This window comes from Persicobacter diffluens, assembly GCF_036244895.1.
GTDB lineage: Bacteria > Bacteroidota > Bacteroidia > Cytophagales > Cyclobacteriaceae > Persicobacter > Persicobacter diffluens.
Genome location: NZ_BQKE01000001.1, coordinates 2,030,072 through 2,051,566 on the forward strand (window position 1 = coordinate 2,030,072; position 21,495 = coordinate 2,051,566).

Annotated in this window: 15 protein-coding genes; 10 read left to right on the top strand and 5 right to left on the bottom strand. The window is 42.2% G+C overall.

The window, feature by feature from the left end; genetic code table 11:
* Positions 1-785: 785 nt before the first annotated feature.
* From AAA970_RS08440 to AAA970_RS08465, 6 genes are all read left to right on the top strand, one after another.
* The gene (locus tag AAA970_RS08440) at positions 786-1,883 is read left to right on the top strand and encodes an Mrp/NBP35 family ATP-binding protein (protein ID WP_053406900.1); all 1,098 of its coding nucleotides are present in this window, start codon (positions 786-788) and stop codon (positions 1,881-1,883) included.
* 3 nt (positions 1,884-1,886) lie between these two features.
* Positions 1,887-2,144 (top strand): NifU family protein, encoded by a 258-nt coding sequence (locus AAA970_RS08445; protein WP_053405115.1) that lies wholly within the window; start codon positions 1,887-1,889, stop codon positions 2,142-2,144.
* A 256-nt stretch (positions 2,145-2,400) separates the two neighbouring features.
* On the top strand, positions 2,401-4,542 hold the full coding sequence (locus AAA970_RS08450) for a M43 family zinc metalloprotease (RefSeq protein ID WP_338236748.1): 2,142 nt from the start codon (positions 2,401-2,403) through the stop codon (positions 4,540-4,542).
* 109 nt (positions 4,543-4,651) lie between these two features.
* Positions 4,652-5,737 carry a D-alanine--D-alanine ligase family protein gene (locus tag AAA970_RS08455; RefSeq protein WP_053405117.1) on the top strand — a complete coding sequence of 362 codons (1,086 nt, stop codon included), beginning with the start codon at positions 4,652-4,654 and terminating at the stop codon, positions 5,735-5,737.
* Positions 5,738-5,768: 31 nt separating this feature from the next.
* On the top strand, positions 5,769-6,569 hold the full coding sequence (locus AAA970_RS08460; RefSeq protein ID WP_053405118.1) for a PASTA domain-containing protein: 801 nt from the start codon (positions 5,769-5,771) through the stop codon (positions 6,567-6,569).
* 140 nt (positions 6,570-6,709) lie between these two features.
* Positions 6,710-8,626, top strand: a complete 1,917-nt coding sequence (locus tag AAA970_RS08465) for a T9SS type A sorting domain-containing protein (protein WP_338236749.1) — start codon at positions 6,710-6,712, stop codon at positions 8,624-8,626.
* Between the two features lie 186 nt (positions 8,627-8,812).
* Here the strand turns inward: AAA970_RS08465 and AAA970_RS08470 are convergent, their stop codons facing one another.
* Positions 8,813-9,379 (bottom strand): DUF255 domain-containing protein, encoded by a 567-nt coding sequence (locus tag AAA970_RS08470; protein ID WP_063790803.1) that lies wholly within the window; start codon positions 9,377-9,379, stop codon positions 8,813-8,815.
* Positions 9,380-9,482: 103 nt separating this feature from the next.
* Here AAA970_RS08470 and AAA970_RS08475 point away from each other — a divergent pair, with 103 nt between their 5' ends.
* Complete coding sequence (locus AAA970_RS08475) at positions 9,483-10,133, top strand: class I SAM-dependent methyltransferase (protein ID WP_338236750.1); 651 nt, start codon at positions 9,483-9,485, stop codon at positions 10,131-10,133.
* Here AAA970_RS08475 and AAA970_RS08480 read toward each other — a convergent pair whose 3' ends face one another.
* A complete protein-coding gene (locus tag AAA970_RS08480; RefSeq protein WP_053405121.1) occupies positions 10,134-10,916 on the bottom strand; it encodes an SAM hydrolase/SAM-dependent halogenase family protein in 783 nt (260 codons plus the stop codon). It abuts the gene before it with no gap.
* 86 nt (positions 10,917-11,002) lie between these two features.
* Here AAA970_RS08480 and AAA970_RS08485 point away from each other — a divergent pair, with 86 nt between their 5' ends.
* Together AAA970_RS08485 and AAA970_RS08490 are read left to right on the top strand one after the other, a co-directional pair.
* Positions 11,003-11,959, top strand: coding sequence for a PhoH family protein (locus tag AAA970_RS08485; protein ID WP_338236751.1), 957 nt, complete (start codon positions 11,003-11,005; stop codon positions 11,957-11,959).
* A 105-nt stretch (positions 11,960-12,064) separates the two neighbouring features.
* Complete coding sequence (locus AAA970_RS08490) at positions 12,065-12,499, top strand: GNAT family N-acetyltransferase (protein WP_053405122.1); 435 nt, start codon at positions 12,065-12,067, stop codon at positions 12,497-12,499.
* A gap of 27 nt (positions 12,500-12,526) precedes the next feature.
* Here the strand turns inward: AAA970_RS08490 and AAA970_RS08495 are convergent, their stop codons facing one another.
* A complete protein-coding gene (locus AAA970_RS08495; RefSeq protein WP_338236752.1) occupies positions 12,527-16,021 on the bottom strand; it encodes a PAS domain-containing hybrid sensor histidine kinase/response regulator in 3,495 nt (1,164 codons plus the stop codon).
* A gap of 503 nt (positions 16,022-16,524) precedes the next feature.
* On the opposite strand from AAA970_RS08495, the gene AAA970_RS08500 reads away from it, so the two are divergent.
* Complete coding sequence (locus tag AAA970_RS08500) at positions 16,525-17,727, top strand: ComEC/Rec2 family competence protein (RefSeq protein WP_338236753.1); 1,203 nt, start codon at positions 16,525-16,527, stop codon at positions 17,725-17,727.
* A 637-nt stretch (positions 17,728-18,364) separates the two neighbouring features.
* Here AAA970_RS08500 and AAA970_RS08505 read toward each other — a convergent pair.
* Complete coding sequence (locus AAA970_RS08505; RefSeq protein WP_338236754.1) at positions 18,365-19,792, bottom strand: VWA domain-containing protein; 1,428 nt, start codon at positions 19,790-19,792, stop codon at positions 18,365-18,367.
* Entirely contained in the window at positions 19,785-21,308 is a 1,524-nt protein-coding gene (locus tag AAA970_RS08510) for an AAA family ATPase (RefSeq protein ID WP_053405126.1), read from the bottom strand. The genes AAA970_RS08505 and AAA970_RS08510 overlap by 8 nt, the downstream gene beginning before the upstream one ends.
* Between the last annotated feature and the right edge of the window lie 187 nt (positions 21,309-21,495).

Genomic DNA, 21,495 nt, shown 5'->3' on the forward strand with positions numbered 1-21,495 from the left:
TTCCGCAGCATTTAGAAGATAGCTAATACCGGAGTCTTCAAGCAAAAGAAAGGGAGAAAAACTATCTTAAAACCCACCTTACTCCCGTTTACTATTCACTGATAGATTCAATAAAGCTTCTTAGGAGCCGGTCGGATTAATATAAGCAAATCCGACGAAATTTTATTTGGAACATCAGTTTACATTGGAAGAAGACACTTTTTTAATCCTCTCTATATGGGATTTAGAGCTGAATTGAATTAGCTGAAAAATGGGCTGTTGGAATAATATTTTGTGATTCTAGTGAAATCACATATAATCCAACAAGCTCTTAGACAACTTATTTTCACCCCAAATAAGACTGCGCCGCTAATTTTTCAAATGCCCAAATTTGGGCATGTTGGCTATCTCCCCATTCATCTGCTTCCTTAATGAAAACTCAAAACAGAAAACTATTCCTCCATTTTGCCGCCAAGCAGCTAATCGGGGAATTAAACGCACATAATTCGGCTTAAGAAATACCCACAATATTTAAAAAACTATTTTGAGTCTCTGGGCATCATTAAACCCACCTACGGCATCCGCATATCCCCAACCCTTTAACCCTAAAGGATTTCACCTTCAAAAACCCCTTATCGTTTTGGTTCTGCAAACATTGTCAGCCAGATTTCCTCAACAGGAGGTTTAATATCATTATATCCGCTAAATTGATTTTTTTTAATTAATTTGCGGAGGTTACAGGTGAAGATTATCCCAAGCTATTGCTTTTCCTCACCTCGGTCAATACCGAAAATTCCCTAGAGATAATGACTATTACTAAAGACCAAATATTAAAAGCCCTCGGCACTGTAGAGGATCCGGATCTGAAAAAAGATCTGGTAACCCTTGGCATGATTAAGGAGCTGGAGATTGAAAATAATACGGTAAAATTTCAGGTGGTATTAACCACTCCCGCCTGTCCGTTAAAAGAACAGATCAGAAAAAGCTGTATTGAGGCGATTCATGAGCAGGTCAATGCTGATTTGGAAGTAATTCCGGAGATGACCCACGACGTGACCGCCGCGCAGGCTGCAACACCATTATTACCTCAGGTTAAAAATATTATTGCAGTGGCATCCGGTAAAGGTGGCGTAGGAAAATCTACGGTGTCTACGAACTTAGCGGTAGCCCTGGCGCGTACCGGTGCTAAAGTAGGATTCCTGGATGCTGACATTTACGGACCATCCGCCCCGACCATGTTTAATTGTGAGCATGAACAACCGGGTATGGAAAAAGAAGGGGAAAAAACCTGGATTATTCCGATTGAGCAATATGGTGTAAAAATCATGTCTATTGGGTTTTTAACCCCACCAGATAGTCCGATGATTTGGAGAGGTCCTATGGCGACCTCCGCGATTCGTCAGTTTTTAGGAGACACCAAATGGGGCGAGTTAGATTATATGGTGGTAGATTTACCTCCGGGAACCAGCGATATCCATTTGTCACTAATACAAAATGTGGCCGTTACCGGTGCTGTGGTGGTAACCACCCCACAAAAAGTGGCCATAATGGATGCTCAAAAAGGTTTGGCGATGTTCCAACAGCCTCAAATCAATGTACCGGTTTTAGGAATGATTGAAAATATGGCCTACTTCACGCCAAAAGAATTGCCGGAAAATAAGTATTATATTTTCGGAAAAGATGGTGGAAAAGAAATGGCTGAGCGATTCAAGGTACCATTTTTGGGAGAAATTCCTATTGTTCAGGAAATTCGTGAAAGTGGAGACAATGGATATCCAGCGGTACTGAAAGACAGTATTACCTCCGAAGCTTTTGATCAACTGGCGAAGGAAGTTGCCCGACAGGTAGCCATGAGAAACGCGACCATGGACAAAACAGAACGAGTAAAAATTACACAAGTATAGATAATGAATATTCAGGAGCTACAGCAGCAGGTAGAAACGGCCCTCGATAGCATCAGGCCTTATCTGGAATCCGATGGTGGAAATGTCAGAATTTTGGAAATCACGGAAGATTTTATCGTGAAATTGGAACTTTTGGGTGCTTGCGGAAGCTGCCCCATGTCCACCATGACCATGAAAGCCGGCATTGAAGAAGCCATTAAAAAACAAGTTCCGGAAATTAAAGAAGTAGTAGCGGTAAATATGACCCCACTACCGAATTAATTCCTGCTTATAAATTAGAGCGTGTTTAAAAGCCAAAATTGGCAGCGAAAATAGGAAGTATTGCAGAAGCGATACTTGATTATTTAGTGAGCATAGCATCGCTATTGTGGAGAAATTATCCTTAATCGCTTCCAATAATTCGAATTTGCAGCCGGATGGTGTGCTTTTTAACACGCTCTTCATAGAACGGCCATACCTTACTGCTTATGCTGCGGAAATGTATGGCCATTTTTTTATTTAGTTTATTGACTATATTTTGAAAAAAGTCCTAATCATCCTATTGTTTTTCTTTGCTCATTGGTCTTACGCCCAAACGGATCGATGTGGAGCGGTGAATCATCATCGGGATGACCACCGAATGGCACCTGTTCAGGGCTTCGAATCCTGGATGTTGGAGAAACAACGTGTATTGGCCGAACAATTCCCCCAACGAAATGCAGCCGATCCCATGGAAATTCCGGTAGTTTTTCACATTATTCATAATGGCGAAGCGATTGGCAGTGGAAAAAATATCTCTGACGAACAAATCCTAAGTCAGCTGGAAGTTTTGAATGAGGATTTCCAAAGACAAAATGAAGATGCCATAAATACCCGCCAGCAGTTTTTGAGCGTTGCTGCTGACTTCGGAATTAAATTCGTTATGGCGAAACAGGATCCGGAGGGAAATGCCACCAACGGTATTACCCGCACGCAAACTGATATTACTTCTTTTGGCATTAATTCCTCCGCACAAACAGCCCTAAAATCTCTGAGTTACTGGAACTCGGAGGATTATTTGAATATTTGGGTAGCCAACCTTTCCGGTCAGCTGTTAGGATATGCTTCCTGGCCGGAAACTGACATTCCGGGACCTGGCGCCCCTTCCGCCCCTACAGAAGATGGCGTAGTGATTGATTTTACCGTTTGCGGATCCAACGCCAAAGGCAATTTCCCTACCATCGACCCCACTTATAACTTGGGTAGAACTTTAAGCCACGAAATCGGTCATTTTTTCGGACTGCTTCACATCTGGGGCGATGGAGGCTGTGGGGTTGATGATTTTTGTGGTGACACTCCGGATCAGTCAAGTCAGACTACAACCTCCTGTGATCAGCTTCAAGATAATCCACCCTTTTCATGCGAAACCCTTGATCAGTATGAAAACTTCATGGATTATACCCCGGATGCCTGTATGAATATGTTTACCGCAGATCAGAAATCCCGGGTAGAGGTAGTGCTGGAATTTAGCCCAAGACGCGCCTCCTTACTGAGTTCTCCGGGACTTGTCGAACCGAATTTTGAAGATAATGCGATCCGATTAGTCGCCATCCCTTCTCCAAAATCCGTAAGCTGCGCTGCTGCCATGCCCCTGGTGCTTGAAGTGAGAAATGTTGGGACCAATGAGGTAAACTCCATGATGGTGGAATTAACTTTTGGCGAGTATGAAGCCCAAAATACGATTGAAAACCTCAAGCTTGCACCGGGCGAAAACAAGATACTGAGTACCACTTTATTGGGGCTACCAGAAGGAGAAAAAGAATTAACGGCCATAGTTACCCGGGTAAATAATGAAGACAATGATGCCATTGTAGTGGGGCGCCTGAAGAAAACAATATTGGTGGATCAGAGTGAAGCGGAGATGCCCTTTTATACTGCTTTTAATTCTGCTTCCATAGTGTCGGAAGGTTGGATTCCTTTCCCGGAAAACTCAAATAATCAATGGGAAGGCGGCCAAACCACTGATCAGGAATGGGCTGCCCTGCTTCGATCAGGAAGCACCATGGTGAATCACTTGATATCTCCCCTCATTTTACTTTCGGAAACAGACTCCTTAACCATCACCTTTGAGACGCAGCGTACCGTTTCGGGCACTAGTGAAACCGACTTAAATTTATGGATATCCAATGACTGCGGTGCATCAGAAACATTAATTTACAGCGCAAACAGTTCGGACTTGAAGCCATCAGAAGAGCATAAAAAATGGGTACGTCATTATGTGGACATCAGCCCATTCCAGGAGCAGGAGGTTCGATTAGATTTTGCCTGCGCCAACCCCAATGGAGGTACTTTATATTTAAGAGAATTCCGAATTTTTGAAAAAGGAAAACATCAGCTCAAAGCAGAATTGGAAGAGTCCATCATCCTGGATCCCCAAAAAGATGATATACTTCCTAGGTTCGTACTTTCTACCAGTGGCAGTTTACCCATACAATATGCGCTGGTATACGAATTGGAAGAAGAAGGCCCCATCTACCTTAAATTAATGGCAATGGATGGCCGCCTGCTCCAGCAATATCAAAAACAAAATACTTTACAGGGCTCCATCCCTATCGATCTCAACAATTTAGCCTCCGGCTATTACCTGCTGGAAATAAATTCCTTAAAGGGCAGAACGGTCAAACGTTTATTTCAGCCTTAAACAAAATGGCTTGCCAAATGCCGGCAAGCCATTTTTTATGCTTCTTTTTCAGAAATTTTGTCAATTAAATCCCTATTTTTGGATGTTCGAGATATAGATATTTAATTCAATGAAGGAAAAATTAAACGTAGGGGTACTTTTTGGTGGTCGTTCTGTAGAACATGAGATTTCATTGAAATCCGCGACCAATGTGCTGAAAAATATTGATCAGTCGCAATTCAATATCTTCCCTATTGGAATTGATAAAGTGGGAGCCTGGCATTTAGGGCTCACCCCGGATCAACAATTCCCCAAGGAAAATAATGTACAGATTAATATGAATCCTGCGGATCCATTCCTGTTGAATAAGGATACGGGTGAAGAAATCCGCCTGGACGTAGTCTTCCCGGTACTTCATGGTACGGATGGAGAAGATGGCAGCGTACAGGGATTGTTGAAAATTCTTCGCATTCCGGTAGTAGGCGTGGACGTTTTGCCTGCGGCAATCACCATGTCCAAAGTCGCTACCAAGCATTTATTAGAGGCCAATGGCGTTCCGGTGGCCAAATATGTAGTCAGTAGAATCGAAGAGCGCGACCAACTGAGCCTGGACATTTTAGAAAAAAAATTAGGCCTTCCCTGTATCGCCAAGCCGGCAAATCTGGGGTCTTCCGTTGGCGTCAACAAAATCTCTGATCAGGCTTCCTTTGAAAAAGCCATTGAAGAAGGTTTTAAATATGACAACCTGCTGTTGATTGAAGAATTTGTTGTCGGAAAAGAATTTGAATGCGGCATTATAGGAAATGAAATTCCTAAAGCCACTGTTGCCGGAGAGGTGAAGGTGAACAGCAAGCATGAATTTTACACTTTCGAGGCCAAATATGTAGATCCGGAAGGAGCCATCATTCAGGTTCCTGCCGAAATTCCGGAAGAGGTGCATCACCGCATCATGAAATATTGTGAGGACTCCTACAAAGCCTTGCATTGTAATGGGTTTGCGCGTGCGGATGTTTTCTACACCGAAGACGATCGTATTTTATTAAATGAGATCAATGCCATTCCCGGCTTTACGGATATTTCCATGTTCCCTTCTCTGTGGGCACATGCAGGATTGGCTTATACCGACCTGATCACCAAATTAATTGATTTGGCCATGGAACGCGCCAGCAAAATGGCAGAACAGGAAACGCATTTTGAATCAGCTTTCACCAAATAAATAGCCCAGCTTTTAATACAAGAATTTTAATATGTCTTTTTTTAAACCTAAATCATTCCTAGACCTTATTCTTCATTGGGTACTGATCGGAATAATCGGAACAGGCTTTGTGGGTGGATTTTTCTATCTGTATTTGCCCAATGTTACCGAACATGGCGAAACGGTCACCGTGCCAAATGTGATGGAAAGAAATTATCAGGAATTGGAAGCCGAATTAGGCGCTCGCTCTCTTCGATATGAAATTGAATTAGATTCCGGGTTTTCAGCAGATTTACCTCCTTTGGCAGTCATCAAGCAATTCCCGGAAGCAGGTACCAAAGTTAAATCGAACAGAAAGATTTACATTACGCTAAATGCCAGCAACCCTCCTAAAGTTAAAATGCCTCATTTGATTGATGGCTCTTTGACAAACGCTCAAATCGTACTGAACTCTTATGATTTAAAAATGGGAGAAATCAAATACGAACCGGATTTAGCCGAAAACGCCGTTTTGCGCCAGGAGTATAAGGGCAGTCCGGTAGAAGCCGGCACTTTAATCGCCAAGGGTTCTACCATTGATTTGGTGGTTGGAGATGGCTATGGAAAGCGAACTTTCGAACTGGAAAATTATGTTGGCCGTCCGCTGGATGAGGTAGAACTTGCCATTAAAGGCTCTTCTCTAAAAGTAGGATTTGTAAAACCAAGAGATCGAAATGATTCATTGAACTATGTAGTTATCCGACAGCGTCCATTGGAAGACACCCAGGTTCGCGTAGGACAGGAAATTGATCTTTGGGTAGAACTGGCTCCCGAACCGGAGGAAGATGCACCAGCAACAGAAGATATTTTCTAAAAAACACTGAAGCCCCTTTCGAAAAACAAAGGGGCTTTTTCTTTTATAAGGATAAAGATTTAAATTAGTCTTTATTTTATACGTTACCGGCACCTTGTGCTCCCATAAACAGGAACACCGATGAGCCTAACCATCAACCCATGTCAAAACGGATTTTCATTCTTTTTATATTAGGGTACTTTTTATTCCCCACAGCAAAAGCCCAGCTGGTTCAACTTCCGCTTCAGCGGGACTTAAGTCAACAAAATTTTAGAATTACGGCATCGGAGGATACCCTACCGAAACTCCCCTTTTTTGATGATGTTTCCCAGGCCAGCTTCCTTCCTGATACCAGCTGGTGGAAAAACACCAATACCGTCACGGTAAGATCAGGAATTGATATCAACAGCCTGAGTTATCAGGTCATGGTTTTTGATGGTCTAAAAGCCGATGGCACGCCCTACAACACTACCAACCCCACCACTTATGGGCCAACAGACAGCCTGGTCTCCTGCCCGATCAATATGCTGGAGGTAGCTGATAGTGAAGTTGCAGACACCTATTTAACCTTCTTTTTACAAAAAGGAGGACAAGCCAATCCGCCCAATGCACGAGACATTTTACGCTTGTCTTTCTTCGATAAAGACAGTGAGTGGGAAGAAGTATGGGAAATAAACGGAGATGACGAAAGCATGCCCGATACTGAAACCTTTTATATGTTCGCTATTCCCTTTGAATCTCGTTACATCCATGAAGGCTTCAAATTCAAATTCCAGGCTTTTGGGAACCAATCCGGCTCTTTTGACAACTGGATTATGAATTATGTCCATCTGGATAAAAGAAGAGGCCTGGAAAATCCCGATAATCCAACGGCCAATGATCGGGCCTATATCGACCGGGCACTAACGCGCCGCCCATCCAGCCCCTTTGCGCCTTACACCATGCTGCCCATGAAGCAATACCTGGAAGACCCCGAGGGCTTTACGGCAGTATCCCATGCGGAAATGTACAATCTGAATAATAGCGAACAGCTCGTTTCGTTTAACTTTACCATTTCAGATACTACCACCAACTCGGTGTTGGATAAACCCGATGAGGCAACGCTTTTGCCCATTATCCCCGCATTCGGAACCTTAGACATTACCTCTTCGGCCATCAACACCAATAACCTTTTGGCAGGAGATCCGGACTCTCTTTATATGGAATTAGAATATTCCATCAGTACCAATGACGACTTTTTGGTGCGCTGGCAGGAAAATGGCGTAGACGTCATTGCCGAAGACATTAACCTTCGGATGAACGACACCACCCGAAGCATAGTCGTCATTGATAATATATTGGCTTACGATGATGGAGAGGCCGAATATGCCGCAGGTATTGCCCAGCAAGCCGGGCAGTTGGCGTACGAGTTCAATATTCCTACGGAAGATATCATGACTGGCATCTCTATTGCCTGGAGAAACGAAGCTTATGGACAGGGCGGAGCCTCCTTCACCCTTAAAATCTGGGAGGACCTGGAAGAGGAGCCCATTTATGAACAAGCCACGATCACCATTGCGGGAAGTCCTGAAAATCCCTATTCCTTTTATTCCATTGGCTACCTGCCCATAAGCGGAAAATTTTATGTAGGCTATGAGCAAAACACCAATAACCGATTAGCCATTGGACTGGATAAAGACAATGATGCCTCTGCCTTTATGTATTTCAACACGAAAGGCATCTGGGAATCTAATATTTTGGAGGATGAAGAAACGGGTGAAACTGTAGCCGGTGTCGAAGGAGCTTTAATGATCCGACCTACCTTCCTTAAAATCAATGAGGAGATACCGGTGGATAATGAAAAAGCTCGTGAACAGGTGAAGCTCTACCCTAACCCAAATCGCGGATCATTTCACATCAATTATCCGGTAGAAGCCATTCAAATTTCAGATATGGCGGGACGAAGCATACCGCATCAACTGATCAACAATTTTTCGGATAGCCAGGTCATTTTAGATCAGGTAAAAGCAGGCTTATACATCGTACGTTACCGGATTGCCGGGGAATGGCAAAACCAAAAAATGATCATTCAGCCTTAAAGGGGATTAAACCGGGATATTCATACCTAAAGCCTTGTTTAGCCAGAAGGCAGGAATAATGAAGAAATAGTTCCCTATTTCATTTTTTTCGACGAACCCTAACTCTAATTTTAAGCACAAGTTTTTTTGGCACAAAAAAAAGGACCATCCATCAGGACGGTCCTTTTTTTATCAAAATAACAACCTCTAGAAAGGCGCTGGATTTTTCTTCACAAACTCTTCAAAATTAGATTCCGTATTCTTGTATTGTTCCTGAGATATGAAATTGGCCAACTGGTAAAAATCTTTAGCATCTCGGTAGCCCGGAACCGGAATCGGAGTCAATTTTTGTGCTTCCCCCGGCACCATAAAAACAATGGTCGGGTAGCTCATTTTCCCACCGGTAAGTGCCGCCGCCAATTCATGATATCCTTTTCTTCCATTTGGGACAAATTTGAAAGTGTGACCATCGTATTCGATCTCTTCCCTCTGCTCGGCATCAAACTTCACGGCATAGAAATTTTCATTGATGAATTTCGCGACCTCCGCATGTTCGAATGTAGTTTTGTCCATCTTCTTACACCATCCACACCAGTCCGTGAATAAGTCAATCACGATTTTTTTCGGTTTTTTCTCTTGGGCTTTCACCGCTTCTTCAAAAGTCATCCATTGAATTTCACCTCCTTTGGAAGCTTTTTCACCATTTCCGGCAAAGGCTAAATGGCCATTGGCTATAAAAATCAGGGCGAAAACCCACATCAAATTTCTTTTCATAAATATATTTAGTTTGTATTGGCTTTAAAAATTTGGCAATCTTTTGATATTATTGTCCTCTGCTTGTTTATAACGCAATTTCACTTAATATTTCTTAAATTTTATGTCGTTTAATTTACTAAATCGATCTTTTTACGACGAAATGAAGATCCAAAAACTTCAGGAGTTTGCAAAACTGACCGGATTTAGTGATGGCACTGACATCCAAACCCTTTATCCAATGCTCCAAAATGCCCAAACCATCGTTGAACTAGGCTCAGGCTATGGTAGAGGCCTGGCTTTTTTAAAGCAAAAAGGATTCCTAGGAAAACTCATTGGAATAGAACGCGCTCCCCACTTCGTTTCTTATGCTAATGAACAATTAGCGGGCCACTCGCAAAGCCACTGCCAGGATTTGATGGAAGACATTCAAATCCCACATTGCGATGCCCTGCTTTGGCTTTGGTCGGGCTTAATGGAATTTTCTGCCGACGAACAAGCCAACCGCATTCATTATTTCAGCCAATTTTTAAGACCGGAAGGAAAATTTTTCATAGATCTTCCCTTTCAGGAAGTCTCCATTGTTGGAGAATATCAGGATGAAAAATCATTAATCCTCCAGCAGCCCTGGGGAAAGCTTTATGCTTTTCAACCCAATGATTTAGACATGGATCGCTTTGCCTTAAAGGCACAGCTTAAAGTGCTCTCTCCCATAATTTACGCTACCTCTAAAGGCTACCAGAGAAAAATCTACATCTTTCAAAAGCCCGCCTAATTAGCTTTCTTTCTTCTCAAATTGAATACTGATTAAGCTTTCAAACTCCAGACCTAATAACTGAGCGGCATTTCCCTTATGGATCCCCACCTCCAGCACATTCTGACTGTTAAAGATCAGAAAAATATCACCCGGCTCCACCTCTGCAATGGAACCATGCACATGCTGAAACTGCTCTCGTGCCACCCGGATATTATAAGTCATTTTGGACGCCCGTGTTTCGAAATCTTCTCTTTTGATATTGGTAATTAAATTCCCATAGGCATCCACATGCAATACATGGCCAATGATCAGATCCGCCCCCACCCTGGGTTTTCGGCTCACGAAACGCTTTAAATCTGAAGTATAAGTACCCACCGCGGGCAATCCCGAACCGGAAGCCAGTTTTGCCACTGCTTCAGCACAGATATCCTTAAGTGGAAAAGGAGACTTTTCCTCCCCCACTTCGGTAAGCTCTACCATGCCTTTGGGTGCTTCCGCACTAATTTGGCTGAGCAAACCATTATCGGGGCCCACGAAAAAGTGACCTTCGAGTTTCACCGCAATATGTCGTGTATTTTCATTCGCAAAGGAGTCCACCCCAAAGAGGTGAATGGTTCCTTCGGGAAAATCACGAAAAACCGCCCCAAGCACATGCGAACCATGAATAATATCAAATGGTTTGATTGCGTGGGTAATATCTATTATCTGTGCTGCCGGGAAAAATTTCAAAATTTTTGCCTTTACTGCAGCCACGTAGTGATCGCTTACACCAAAATCTGACAAGAAAGTTATCAGTGCCATATATGAATCAAAAAAATCATTAGCTTTGTATGAATGGCAAAAATACGGCAATAGACGTGATTCGCAAATTTTAAATCCAATAGCATTTGATAGAAAAGATAATAAGCCTGGAGGGCAACTCTCCGGTAGAGATTTTGGGAGTTGCTAATCAGAATCTGAATGAAATAAGCAATGCCTTTCCTCAAGCTCAAATTGTATCCAGGGGAAATGAAATCCGCATAAAAGGTTCAGGAAAGGACATCTTGAGGATCAATGATTTACTTCATATTTTAATCAATCATCAAAAAAAATATGGGAAAATCAATCCGGAAGTCGTGAAGGATTACCTCACCGAGGAGCAGACTCCTGTTACTGATACGCAGAATGATGTAGTCCTTTTTGGTACGAAGGGCCTCACCATTAAGGCACGTACAGAAAACCAAAAAACTTTGGTGGAAGCGGTACGAAAGAATGATTTAGTGTTTGCCTTAGGACCTGCCGGTACGGGAAAAACCTATATTTCGGTGGCGATGGCGGTGAAAGCATTAAAAAATAAAGAAGTCAAGAAGATCATCATCACCCGCCCGGCAGTGGAAGCGGGAGAAAATTTGGGATTCTTGCCTGGTGATTTACAGGAAAAGCTGGATCCATATTTACGCCCGATTTATGATGCCCTGAATGAGATGATTCCGGCTGAAAAGCTGAAACTATACCAGGAAAACGGAACCATCGAAATCGCTCCGCTGGCCTATATGCGTGGACGAACCCTGAAGGATGCCTTTATTCTTTTGGACGAAGCCCAAAATACCACCCCAATGCAGATCAAAATGTTTTTGACACGTATGGGGCAAAACTCTAAGGTAATTATTACCGGAGACGAAAGCCAGGTGGACCTTCCCAAGAATCAAAAATCCGGACTCAGAGAATCTCTGAAAATTCTGGGTGGAATTACCGGCATTGGCGTTGTGCGTTTACAAGCCTCTGATGTGATTCGCCATAAACTGGTTAAACATATTATTCGCGCCTACGATAAGTTTGAAAGCCGAAATAACGACGAAAAGTAAAAATTACAATTTTTTCTATTGGAAATCTACTTTCGATTTCCGACTTTAAATATTTATTAATAATAAATACCACCTACGTCACATTGATTTTTTTAGTATCAGCGTATGATAAAGGTTAAAAAAGTAAGCAGTCCGGAAGGTATTATTGAGGCACTCAATATTAGAGAAAGAGTCTTTGTAGATGAGCGCCAGGGAAAGTTTGAAGAAGAGATAGACGAATTTGAGCAGGTGTCTGAACACTTTTTAGCCAAGGATGAAAATGGCAGAAGTTGTGGATCCGCTCGATGGCGATTTGCAGAAATGGGCATTGTATTGGAAAAATTTGCGGTTCTTTCTGAATACAGAGGAAAAGGCGTGGGCAAGGCACTCTCCCTTGAGGTGCTGTTGGACATTAGTAAAAACCCCAATACAGAAGGTTTTCCGATCTATTTATATGCATCTCCGGAGTCCGTAGCTTTATATCAAACCCTTGGGTTTAACAAAAAAGAAGAGTACAAAATCATCAGTAAAAAAGAACACGTATTGATGATCAAAGAATAAAAAGCGGCAAAATTTGCTGCTTTTTTTTTAGTCCTTAATGCGCTGACGAAGACTCCGCAATACGCGATCATAGGCCATTCTGAATTTTCGTTGCAGTTCTTTCCGGATCGGTTGCTCGTGATCATAAGCTGCCAGCACTTCCACATCTAAACTCCTGATTTCATACATTTGCAGCACATCAATGGAACTGTTGAGTTTGTGCATAATTTTCCGATAAGGACGCTCTTCCCCTTTTTCCAAACTTGTCAGCAGTGCTTTCCTACATTTCTCCATTTCCATCAAAACTAGAGAAAGGAATTTTTCATATTCAGCTGCCGAAGAAAAAACAGCACTTAGCTGATCATACTCAATAAATCTTTCTTTTGAAAAATAGCGATTTCTCTCCTCTGCAGATAACTCTTCCTTAAAAGCACATCCATAATTTAAAAAGGCCAAATAAATCTGTGTGGCTTTGAAGGGCTTTAATAAAATGTCATTCATCCCACTGGCCATCACTTCGGATTCGATCAAGGAGGGATTGGATGCGGTCATCGCCAAAATGGGAATATGCTTGAAATACGGCCCGCCCATCTCACGAATCCTCTCCGCCGTTTGAAAGCCACTTATAGCGGGCAATTGAAGATCCATCAAAATCAAATCAAAATCATGCTGACTTTTGAGTAATGCCAAGGCCGCCTCCCCGGAATCTGCCACGGTTAAACCCACGGATTGCTTGTCGCACAATCCCTGCATCAGGAATTGATTAGTGGTGACATCCTCCACATACAGCACCTGGAGCCCCTTTAATTTCTGCCAGGAATAATCCACTTCCTGCGTGGACACCAATTCCCCCCTGGCATGCTCAATAGGTAACCGGACTTCAAAAGTCGTCCCCTCCCCTTCTTTACTTCTGACGATGATTTTCCCACCCAGCAACTCTACCAGTTCCTTGGTAATGGTCAAACCAAGCCCGGTGCCTCCATACAAACGGCTCGTATTTTGTGAAGCTTGTAAAAATGGTTCAAATATCTCCTCCAATTTATGCGCCGGAATTCCAATGCCGTCATCCCGGACAATAATACTTAACTCCGGAGCAGGAATATCGACAAAATCAACCGTTAACGATATTAATCCATTCTTAGTGAATTTATTAGCATTCCCCACCAAATTCAATAAAATTTGATTGATACGCAGCGCATCACTATGTAAGAATTTAGGAACAGACGGCTTTACTTCTAAATTTAAAACATTGTGATTTTCCCTCGTCTGGTAATTCATACTTTTCTCCAAAACCAGCAGTAAATCCCGAAAATTAAAATCCCTGAGTTCGGCCTGCACCTTACCGGATTCTACTTTGGATAAATCCAGGAGATCATCCGATAACCGCCGCATCATTTTGGCAGCCAAATGAATATGCTGGAAGGCCTCCTTTTGATCATTTTTCCCCTCTGCATTCAAAATCATTTCACTGATTCCCAAGATGCCATTTAACGGATTCCTTAACTCATGGATGACCTTCGAAAGGAATCGATTATTATCAGATTGAAATTGGTCAATCTGATCTTCAAGATGTCTGACCTTCTTTTTTAATTTGACCAATTCCTGTTGTGGCCGCAATGTAATTTGAACCCATTCTTCCTGAACAGGGTGAACAATATAGTGCGTCTGATAAGTACGTTTCTGATGATGCACATTTTCCAAATCTACTTCAAATATCCCTTCTCGCTGATCTGTTTGGATGGACTTTCTGATCGCCTCCAAGAAATGAGGTTTTTGACCAATAAAAAGGTCCCGCGAGCCAAATTCATTCTCATAGGCAGTATTCCTTTCAACCAAATGATCATTTTGATCAATGATGACCATAGGATCGGAATAGACAGGAATTTGATCAGGCTTTGTTGGAGCCTCAGGAAATAGAATGAAGCCCCTAAGCTCTAATTGCCCTTTGATATTATATGAAATTTGACATCGATAAATCGTACTCACTTCTTGCTGATGAGGAATTTTTATGCTCAAATCCCCCTCAATCATCTCTTGCTCATTGCCGATGGCCTGACTTAATGTTCCCCTGAATTCCTGTAACATTTCAGTAGAAAGATAAGATTTCCATGCTGGCAGTGGACGTAAAAAATCAGTTCCCGGCAAAGGGCTATGTAGTAGGTCAGCCAATACATCATTCACCCTCAGCCCCTGACCTAAGCTAAAATCCCAAAAACCAAGCTTCAGGGGAGCTGCATGCTGATATTGTATTCGCCTGTCTTTTAAGAAGTTTTCTTGAACGGCGAAACGCTCGGAAATATCAAGCGCCAACAAAAATACTTTTTCCCCTAAAGGCTCCTCTCCCATTTTAAAAGGAACTAAACGCAGCTGAATATTGGCATAATAACCATTTGCCCGGCGCAACCTCACTCCTCGCTCAGCAACAGTATTCAAGGAATTTTTTATCAATAAACCTTTCCACCAGCTTTGATCATCAGCATGAAAAATTTGCCGGAGAAAATTAACAAAACCTTTCCTGACCTCTTTTTCATCATAGCCTAAATGAACCAGTAAGTTCCGGTTTTGAAATTTAATCTGCTTCTCCTTTAAGTCCAGTACCCCAAAGTGCCCCGGAACAAAGTCCAAAACCTGCTTCAAAAAACTGAGGTTTTGACGATGCTGATTTTCAATGAATGTTTTTTGAGAAATGTCTGTGACCTCAACCAAATGCAAATGATGTGCATAGGCCTGAGCCGCATAAAACTTCCATTCCAAATGTTTAGTTTCCTGCTGGCCGATCAGCGGGATAGAGGTACAAAATCGAATAATGGGATCCACCCCATCCTCCTGCCTCATCCCCAATAAAGTCTTGACGACATCTTTGCGATACGCTACCGGTAAAAAATCAAAAATCAGCTGCCCTTTCAAGGGCTTCCGTTTACCAAAGACTTCCAAAGCCTCTGGGTTAATCTGTTCGATCATCCCCTGATCATTAATCAACAACAGGGCATTATTACTTATGCCGGCATGCAATCCATATTCGGCAATGGTAGGCGATTTTGCTCTTTCTCTATAGTATTGGGAAAGAAGCCGCTCAGATAGTAATTGAAAGGGAAAAGCAGTGGTGTTTTCAGGAATAATAGACGCTTGTTGTTGCTCGGTAAACACGATTAACAAAAACGCTTCGTCCCCACATTTGGGAAGAAAAATCACTTGATTAGGAAACAATTGATCGAATTTCGGATCAAAATCAAGCGATTGAAAACAGGTACCTGTTTTATCGCCTCCCGAAAAAATTGACCATGGCATAAAATCCTTCTGCGCCTCCGATAAAGCGTTCCAAAAAGCTTCGGCCAACTCGGTTTGCTCCGTCAGCGTGGTGAAGTGCGTCAGGCACTGTTCTTTTTCTTGATATAATACCAAGGCGCTTCCTACTACTTGATATTGACCCGGAGGAAACAGCAGGTGAGTCAAAAAACGCAATATCTCATCTCGATCAGGACTGCTTTCCAAAAACTGAAAAACCTTATCGCAATCGACAGATGGAGATACCTTAAACATCATACTGAACTTTAATAATATAAAATCACTGAAGCATGATCCGCTTATCTCTTCAAAGTTGAACCTTTTTTCGTTCACAAACTTCCAAAAAAGCACTCAAAACGCACTCGCGATAATTCTAATGCTTCAAACCATGAGTAGATGATTTTTATTAAATAAAAACTAAGAATCCCTCTACTATTTTGAATAAACCTAGCTTGATTTTACTTAACGCAGGATTAATTCTTGGAATCCTCGCAAGCCAACTTACTCAAAATGAGCGAGACATTCGCTTTTTTATTATTTTGATTATTATTCTTACACCAATATTATATTTAGGCTGTAATCAAAATATCCGGCATTTCTCCCTAAAAATATTCCTATCTGCACTTTTAGGATATGGCCAGGGGCAGCTTTTGCCCCCACAGCCAGGGCAAAAAACAGCACATGAAGAGCAAAAAATCACATGGGTAAAAGGGTATTTAAACTCAATTCCATCCGCTTCCAGCCCTTCCTACAGTAGACTTATGAGTGATTACACCCAAAAGAATGGTACCTGGGAAAAACAGGAGACCATTTACTACCTAAAAAAAATACCGGATAGTTTAAAATCTGACTTTGGGCGTTATGGTGATTATCTGGTGGAGGTAAAACCTTCAAACTGGGGTAGCCTGATCGCTTTTCAAGCCCAAGAACCACCTCTGTTACATTACAAATCATTACAGGTCATTCTTCAAAAACGTATCCAACCCTATTTATCCGCAGGATCTCTTGGACTTTTAGCCCCACTTTGCTGGGGCGGCAGTACCGCAGAAAGCCCCAAAATAAAGGAAGTATATAAAAAAGTAGGCTTAGCCCATGTTTTGGCAGTTTCCGGCATGCATGTAGGCTTACTCTTTGGTTTACTCTTTTTTCTCTTCCGTATTACCTTAAAACGAAAGCAGCAGTTATGGTGGAAAATGGGCCTGGTGGCCACTGCTCTGCTGGCTTTCACTTTCCTTACCGGAGGGCGACCGAGTGTGCTTCGGGCCACTGGAATGGCCTTTCTTTTTTTATTATCGATTAAATGGAGAAAAAACTACCGCTTAATAAACGCCCTGCTTTGGACTACTTTCTTCTTATTGGCCTTTCAGCCTCAACTACTGTTTTCATTAAGTTTCCAACTGTCTAGCTTAGCTGTTTTGGGCATTGCCAATTGGTATTCTCCCATTATGAACTTAATTCCAAAATTTAGGGGAAAGTCAGTACTATCGGTATTCGTTATAGGTTTGTGTGCACAAATGCTGACTTTCCCGCTCCTCATTTTTCATTTTGAGGGAATTTCTAAAGTGGGGTTTTTTACGAATTATTTGGCAACGCTCTCCATACCCTTATTTTTTATTGGAGGATGGTTGATGGAAGCACTCACTTTTTTCCCTCCCGCGGCGGAATTTTTTGGAAAATGGTTTTCCTTGCTCATTGAAAAACATAACCTGCTCCTCGCCCAAATCGCAGCATGGCCGAATAGTTATCAAGCTCAATTATCCTTTCCTTTATGGCTTATTCCCTGTTATTGGGTTTTCATCATTTCCTTAAGTTCCTTTTGGCAATATCGATTAAAAAAAATGCTTTGGCTGGCGGGAATTTCCTTTATCATTGGCAATGGGGTGTATTATATTCATCAATGGGAAAAAGAGACTTCATCAACTGAAGAGCGGATTATAATGCTACAAGAGTTGGCTGAAAATTAGAATTCTGGATTTATCAATCTCCTTCCTTTATCTCAACCCGTGGAAATGAAGCAAATAGAGTGGAAATAAGGCGGAGATGACTGCTCTTCGATAAAGGAACCCATGACTTTGCGCCCATTGATCAAGGCCGGCTTGTTGGAATGGGAAAAAACAACTGAATGCATCACCCGATCCACCCCAAAAAGAATTCGTGAAAATTTGTGCAATTCGCGGTTAAATATTCTAACGACTAGGACAGCTCTCGAAAATCGCTTTTCATTTTTTCTTGATAAAAAACGAAACAAAAAAATCAAGGCTGTGATCAATGTTGGCGGGCCAAGGAACCTGCTGACGGAATCCATCAAGGCGACATTTGGAGAGGACGGAAAACTGGTAAATTGCTACAGAAATGTCGCTGTGATGCCTTCTTGTCGCCAGCAGAACCCATGGCTTTCCGCCCATTGATCAAGGCCGGCTTGCTGTAATGGAAAGTTCCGTACTGACCTACACCCCAAAAAGCAACCATAAAATAATTCGTGAAAATTTGTGAAATCTGTGAAATCTGTGGCAAAAAAATCCTTTCCTACTTCTCTCCCAAAATAATTCGTGAAAATTCGCGGTTAAAAATCATCTCTCCAATAATGTCCTTCAACCCGCCTTAGGAAAATGAAGTTCGCAATTCATTCACCATGCTTTCAAAGCCATCCCCATTCATAGGATTGTACCGCCAATTCGCCGTAAAACTTGGGAAATTCACCTTTTCATAGGCCGTTCCTGCGATGATGATAGAAAAAAAACGGTTTCCTTTGGTTTTGGCACTTAAGAGGCGCGAACGTAACATCGGATCCAGCATAGGCACCTTACCGTCAGTGAGCATGATCAAATCTGCTTTATGAAATTTACCATCCTTCATGAGTTCCAGGGCCCGATCCAAAGCTACTCCGGCATCGGTACCACCATGAAAAGACATGGACAAAAATTTTAATAACACCTCAATATCATCGCCCACGCCATCCATTTCCAGGACTTCAATCTGCTTTGAAAAAGCCACCACATAACAAGGCCGATGATCCATCATCGCCCTTTTTAACATGGCCAGCGCAATAACTTTCGCAGCCTCCTCCACCTTTCCCATCATAGAGGCAGAGGTATCTACACATAATATAATGGGCCCTTTTTTATCTTCTCCTTTAGCTTTGGGCTTCTTTTGCTTGGGCTGCCCCTCCTCCTGTGCGTCCGCAATCAAGTCAAACTCTAATAATTTCTTTTCAGCATATCGTTGATAGAAAAGATCCTCTGTTTCCTCATCTCCCAATAAAGCCACCTCAGCAGGAAGCACATAGGGCAAATCATCCCCCTGGGTAATGCCTTTAATTTCTTCCTTGTCTTTTTTAGGGTTTTTGATCAAAGATTTAATTTCCACTTCCTCCACTTCTTTAAAAGTAGATCGGGCCATTTCACGATCCATTCGCCCAAAAGCAGCAACTAATTCATCCAATTTTTTATGATTGGACATTTGACTCTCATATTTAGCCAATAAACCAAAAGGAACATCTTTCCAAACTCCACTCTCAGAGGACCAATGCGGTATCAGATTTTGCTTTAAAGTCTGGATCAGATTATTGGTATTCTTCGTAAACTCTCCCTTTTTAGAAATATTACCCTTCAATTTCCTCACTTCCAGCGTTCCCAAAACACGACGTTGCATATCAAATACGGAAGAGGAAAAAAGCTTATTCAGAAAATCTAAAAACTTGTACAACAATTCAGAGGAAACTACTCGCCAACGGTTTCTCCTTTTAATTCCATTTTCAATGCTATGCATGGACTTGGCATCCAGCTGATGCAAAATTTCCAATAGCACATAATTCTGAAACTCTGCATGGCTCACCATATATTCCTTCAGGCCGGGCATGGACAAAATTTCATCCAAGGGGTCAGTCAAATTCGCAGATAACTGCCCCCCGGTATAGGGCGTCCCGTTACAGACCGCCCGCATATACTCCACCAAATCGGTGCGCTTTTGCTCCGTCCCAAACCTTCCAAAAACTTTAAATTCCTCAATTTGCGTTTTAAAATCAGCCATACTGCATGCCTATCTTCTCCACTTCAGTTTTTCGAGCCACTAATTCCTTTAAAATCATTTGCAGGTTAAAATCCATGGCCTGCGCCTGCTTTTTGGTCAGGAAAATCGAGGACATCGGATGATCTTTTCCCTGTTCCCGCATTTCCGAAAGGATGATCGCCACCTTATCCAAGTAATTTAAGATCTCTTCTTTTTGGCGATTCAAAATTTCGACTACCTCCGGACCTATTTTAATCCTTATATGTTTTTCTACGGTTTCCTCGACATTAACAAGCGAAAATTTACGAAAATGACCGCCCACCTCCACCTCAATTTCGGTATTGGAGATTTTGGAAACTTTAAAAGTTTGTTCACCTCCTGCTGAGCTGTAAAGCTGCACATCCTGCACACCACCGCCTAAAAGCTCAAAATCCTCTGCCAGTATATTTTTGTGAAAGCCGGGGAATTCCATAATGGTATGATATTTCCCATTGACCAACTGAGGGACATTTTCCACCATTTTTTTAACCTCAAAAGCAGTCTTCATCACTTCCTCACGGAAAGAATCAATTTGCGCTTCCACCAGGTGTAATTTAAATTCTGTAGGAAAGCCCACCTTAAAAATGGCCTGCGAAACCCATTTTTTGGTTTCTTCAATTTCTGAAGGCTTACTCCATAAGCATGGCGAAATAAGCAAACAATCAGCCAGATTCACCTCACTGCGACCATTCAAAAAGGCGGCGGTTTTTAACAAACGAGCAATTTTTGACCATCTCCGGTCAGAGACATATAGTGGGGTTTCATCTTCCTTGGCCTCCTGCGCAAATTTGGCAATGGTTTTACGGATAGTAGTGATGGTTTTCAAAATGTTCTTTGGGATAGTAACTTCATGTATCGCCAAATCCCATTCCGCAATTTCCTCCTGCGTAATCACCAATTCCTCCTCCAGATCCACCGTATTCGATGTATGTCGCTCGGTGATCATCCGATAGAAATTATCCTCATCCAGAATCCTGTCCACAAAACACCGGATCAGAAAACGATCCCATAAAGCTTCCAAGCCACTATTTTCTTCCGGCAATTCATTCGAGGCAGAAAACAAGGCCTGTAACTTCACCTTAATTTCAGAATCACCATTCCGATAAATCTTCTCATTCAAAACGGTCAAAAGAGCATTTTGAATCGCCGGCCCCGCCTTCCAAATTTCATCCAAAAAGACCACCGTAGCGCCCGGCAGATAGCCTTCCGTCATCCGCTCATATTTGTCCTCTTTACTTAGCTTTTTGATGGAAATCGGCCCAAAGATCTCGTCCGGAGTAGAGAAACGGTTCATCAGATATTCAAAAGATCGCCCTTCCTTAAAAGCATGTTTCAGACGCTTGGCCACCATACTTTTCCCCACGCCCGGAGGGCCTAACATAAAAATGCTCTCTCCCGCAATAGCAGAAAGTACCCCCAACATGGTGACTTCCTCTTTTTCAAACATCCCCTCTCCAATACTCTCCAGAATCCTTTTGATCCGGTCTCGAATTAACATATACAATATACTATAGCGTGAAAAAAAAGAGCACCTACTTTCATAACCACTCCATATACAAAGGTTCAATGAGAAGCCTCAGAAAATTAGTTTAAATATGCCCATAAATAATTTGGGCGGGTAAATATTCAAAAATCCATTTTCTCAAAAACAGACTTTTGTCATTGTTTTTCAAATTTTGTCCTCC

What these genes read in the sequence shown, in the direction of transcription:
- AAA970_RS08455 (WP_053405117.1), top strand. Translation starts at nt 4,652, where the DNA reads ATGAAGGAAAAATTAAACGTAGGGGTACTTTTTGGTGGTCGTTCTGTA.
- AAA970_RS08445 (WP_053405115.1), top strand. Translation starts at nt 1,887, where the DNA reads ATGAATATTCAGGAGCTACAGCAGCAGGTAGAAACGGCCCTCGATAGC.
- AAA970_RS08505 (WP_338236754.1), bottom strand. Translation starts at nt 19,792, where the DNA reads ATGGCTGATTTTAAAACGCAAATTGAGGAATTTAAAGTTTTTGGAAGG.
- AAA970_RS08495 (WP_338236752.1), bottom strand. Translation starts at nt 16,021, where the DNA reads ATGATGTTTAAGGTATCTCCATCTGTCGATTGCGATAAGGTTTTTCAG.
- AAA970_RS08440 (WP_053406900.1), top strand. Translation starts at nt 786, where the DNA reads ATGACTATTACTAAAGACCAAATATTAAAAGCCCTCGGCACTGTAGAG.
- AAA970_RS08470 (WP_063790803.1), bottom strand. Translation starts at nt 9,379, where the DNA reads ATGAAAAGAAATTTGATGTGGGTTTTCGCCCTGATTTTTATAGCCAAT.
- AAA970_RS08510 (WP_053405126.1), bottom strand. Translation starts at nt 21,308, where the DNA reads ATGTTAATTCGAGACCGGATCAAAAGGATTCTGGAGAGTATTGGAGAG.
- AAA970_RS08500 (WP_338236753.1), top strand. Translation starts at nt 16,525, where the DNA reads ATGAGTGATTACACCCAAAAGAATGGTACCTGGGAAAAACAGGAGACC.
- AAA970_RS08475 (WP_338236750.1), top strand. Translation starts at nt 9,483, where the DNA reads ATGTCGTTTAATTTACTAAATCGATCTTTTTACGACGAAATGAAGATC.
- AAA970_RS08465 (WP_338236749.1), top strand. Translation starts at nt 6,710, where the DNA reads ATGTCAAAACGGATTTTCATTCTTTTTATATTAGGGTACTTTTTATTC.
- AAA970_RS08490 (WP_053405122.1), top strand. Translation starts at nt 12,065, where the DNA reads ATGATAAAGGTTAAAAAAGTAAGCAGTCCGGAAGGTATTATTGAGGCA.
- AAA970_RS08480 (WP_053405121.1), bottom strand. Translation starts at nt 10,916, where the DNA reads ATGGCACTGATAACTTTCTTGTCAGATTTTGGTGTAAGCGATCACTAC.
- AAA970_RS08460 (WP_053405118.1), top strand. Translation starts at nt 5,769, where the DNA reads ATGTCTTTTTTTAAACCTAAATCATTCCTAGACCTTATTCTTCATTGG.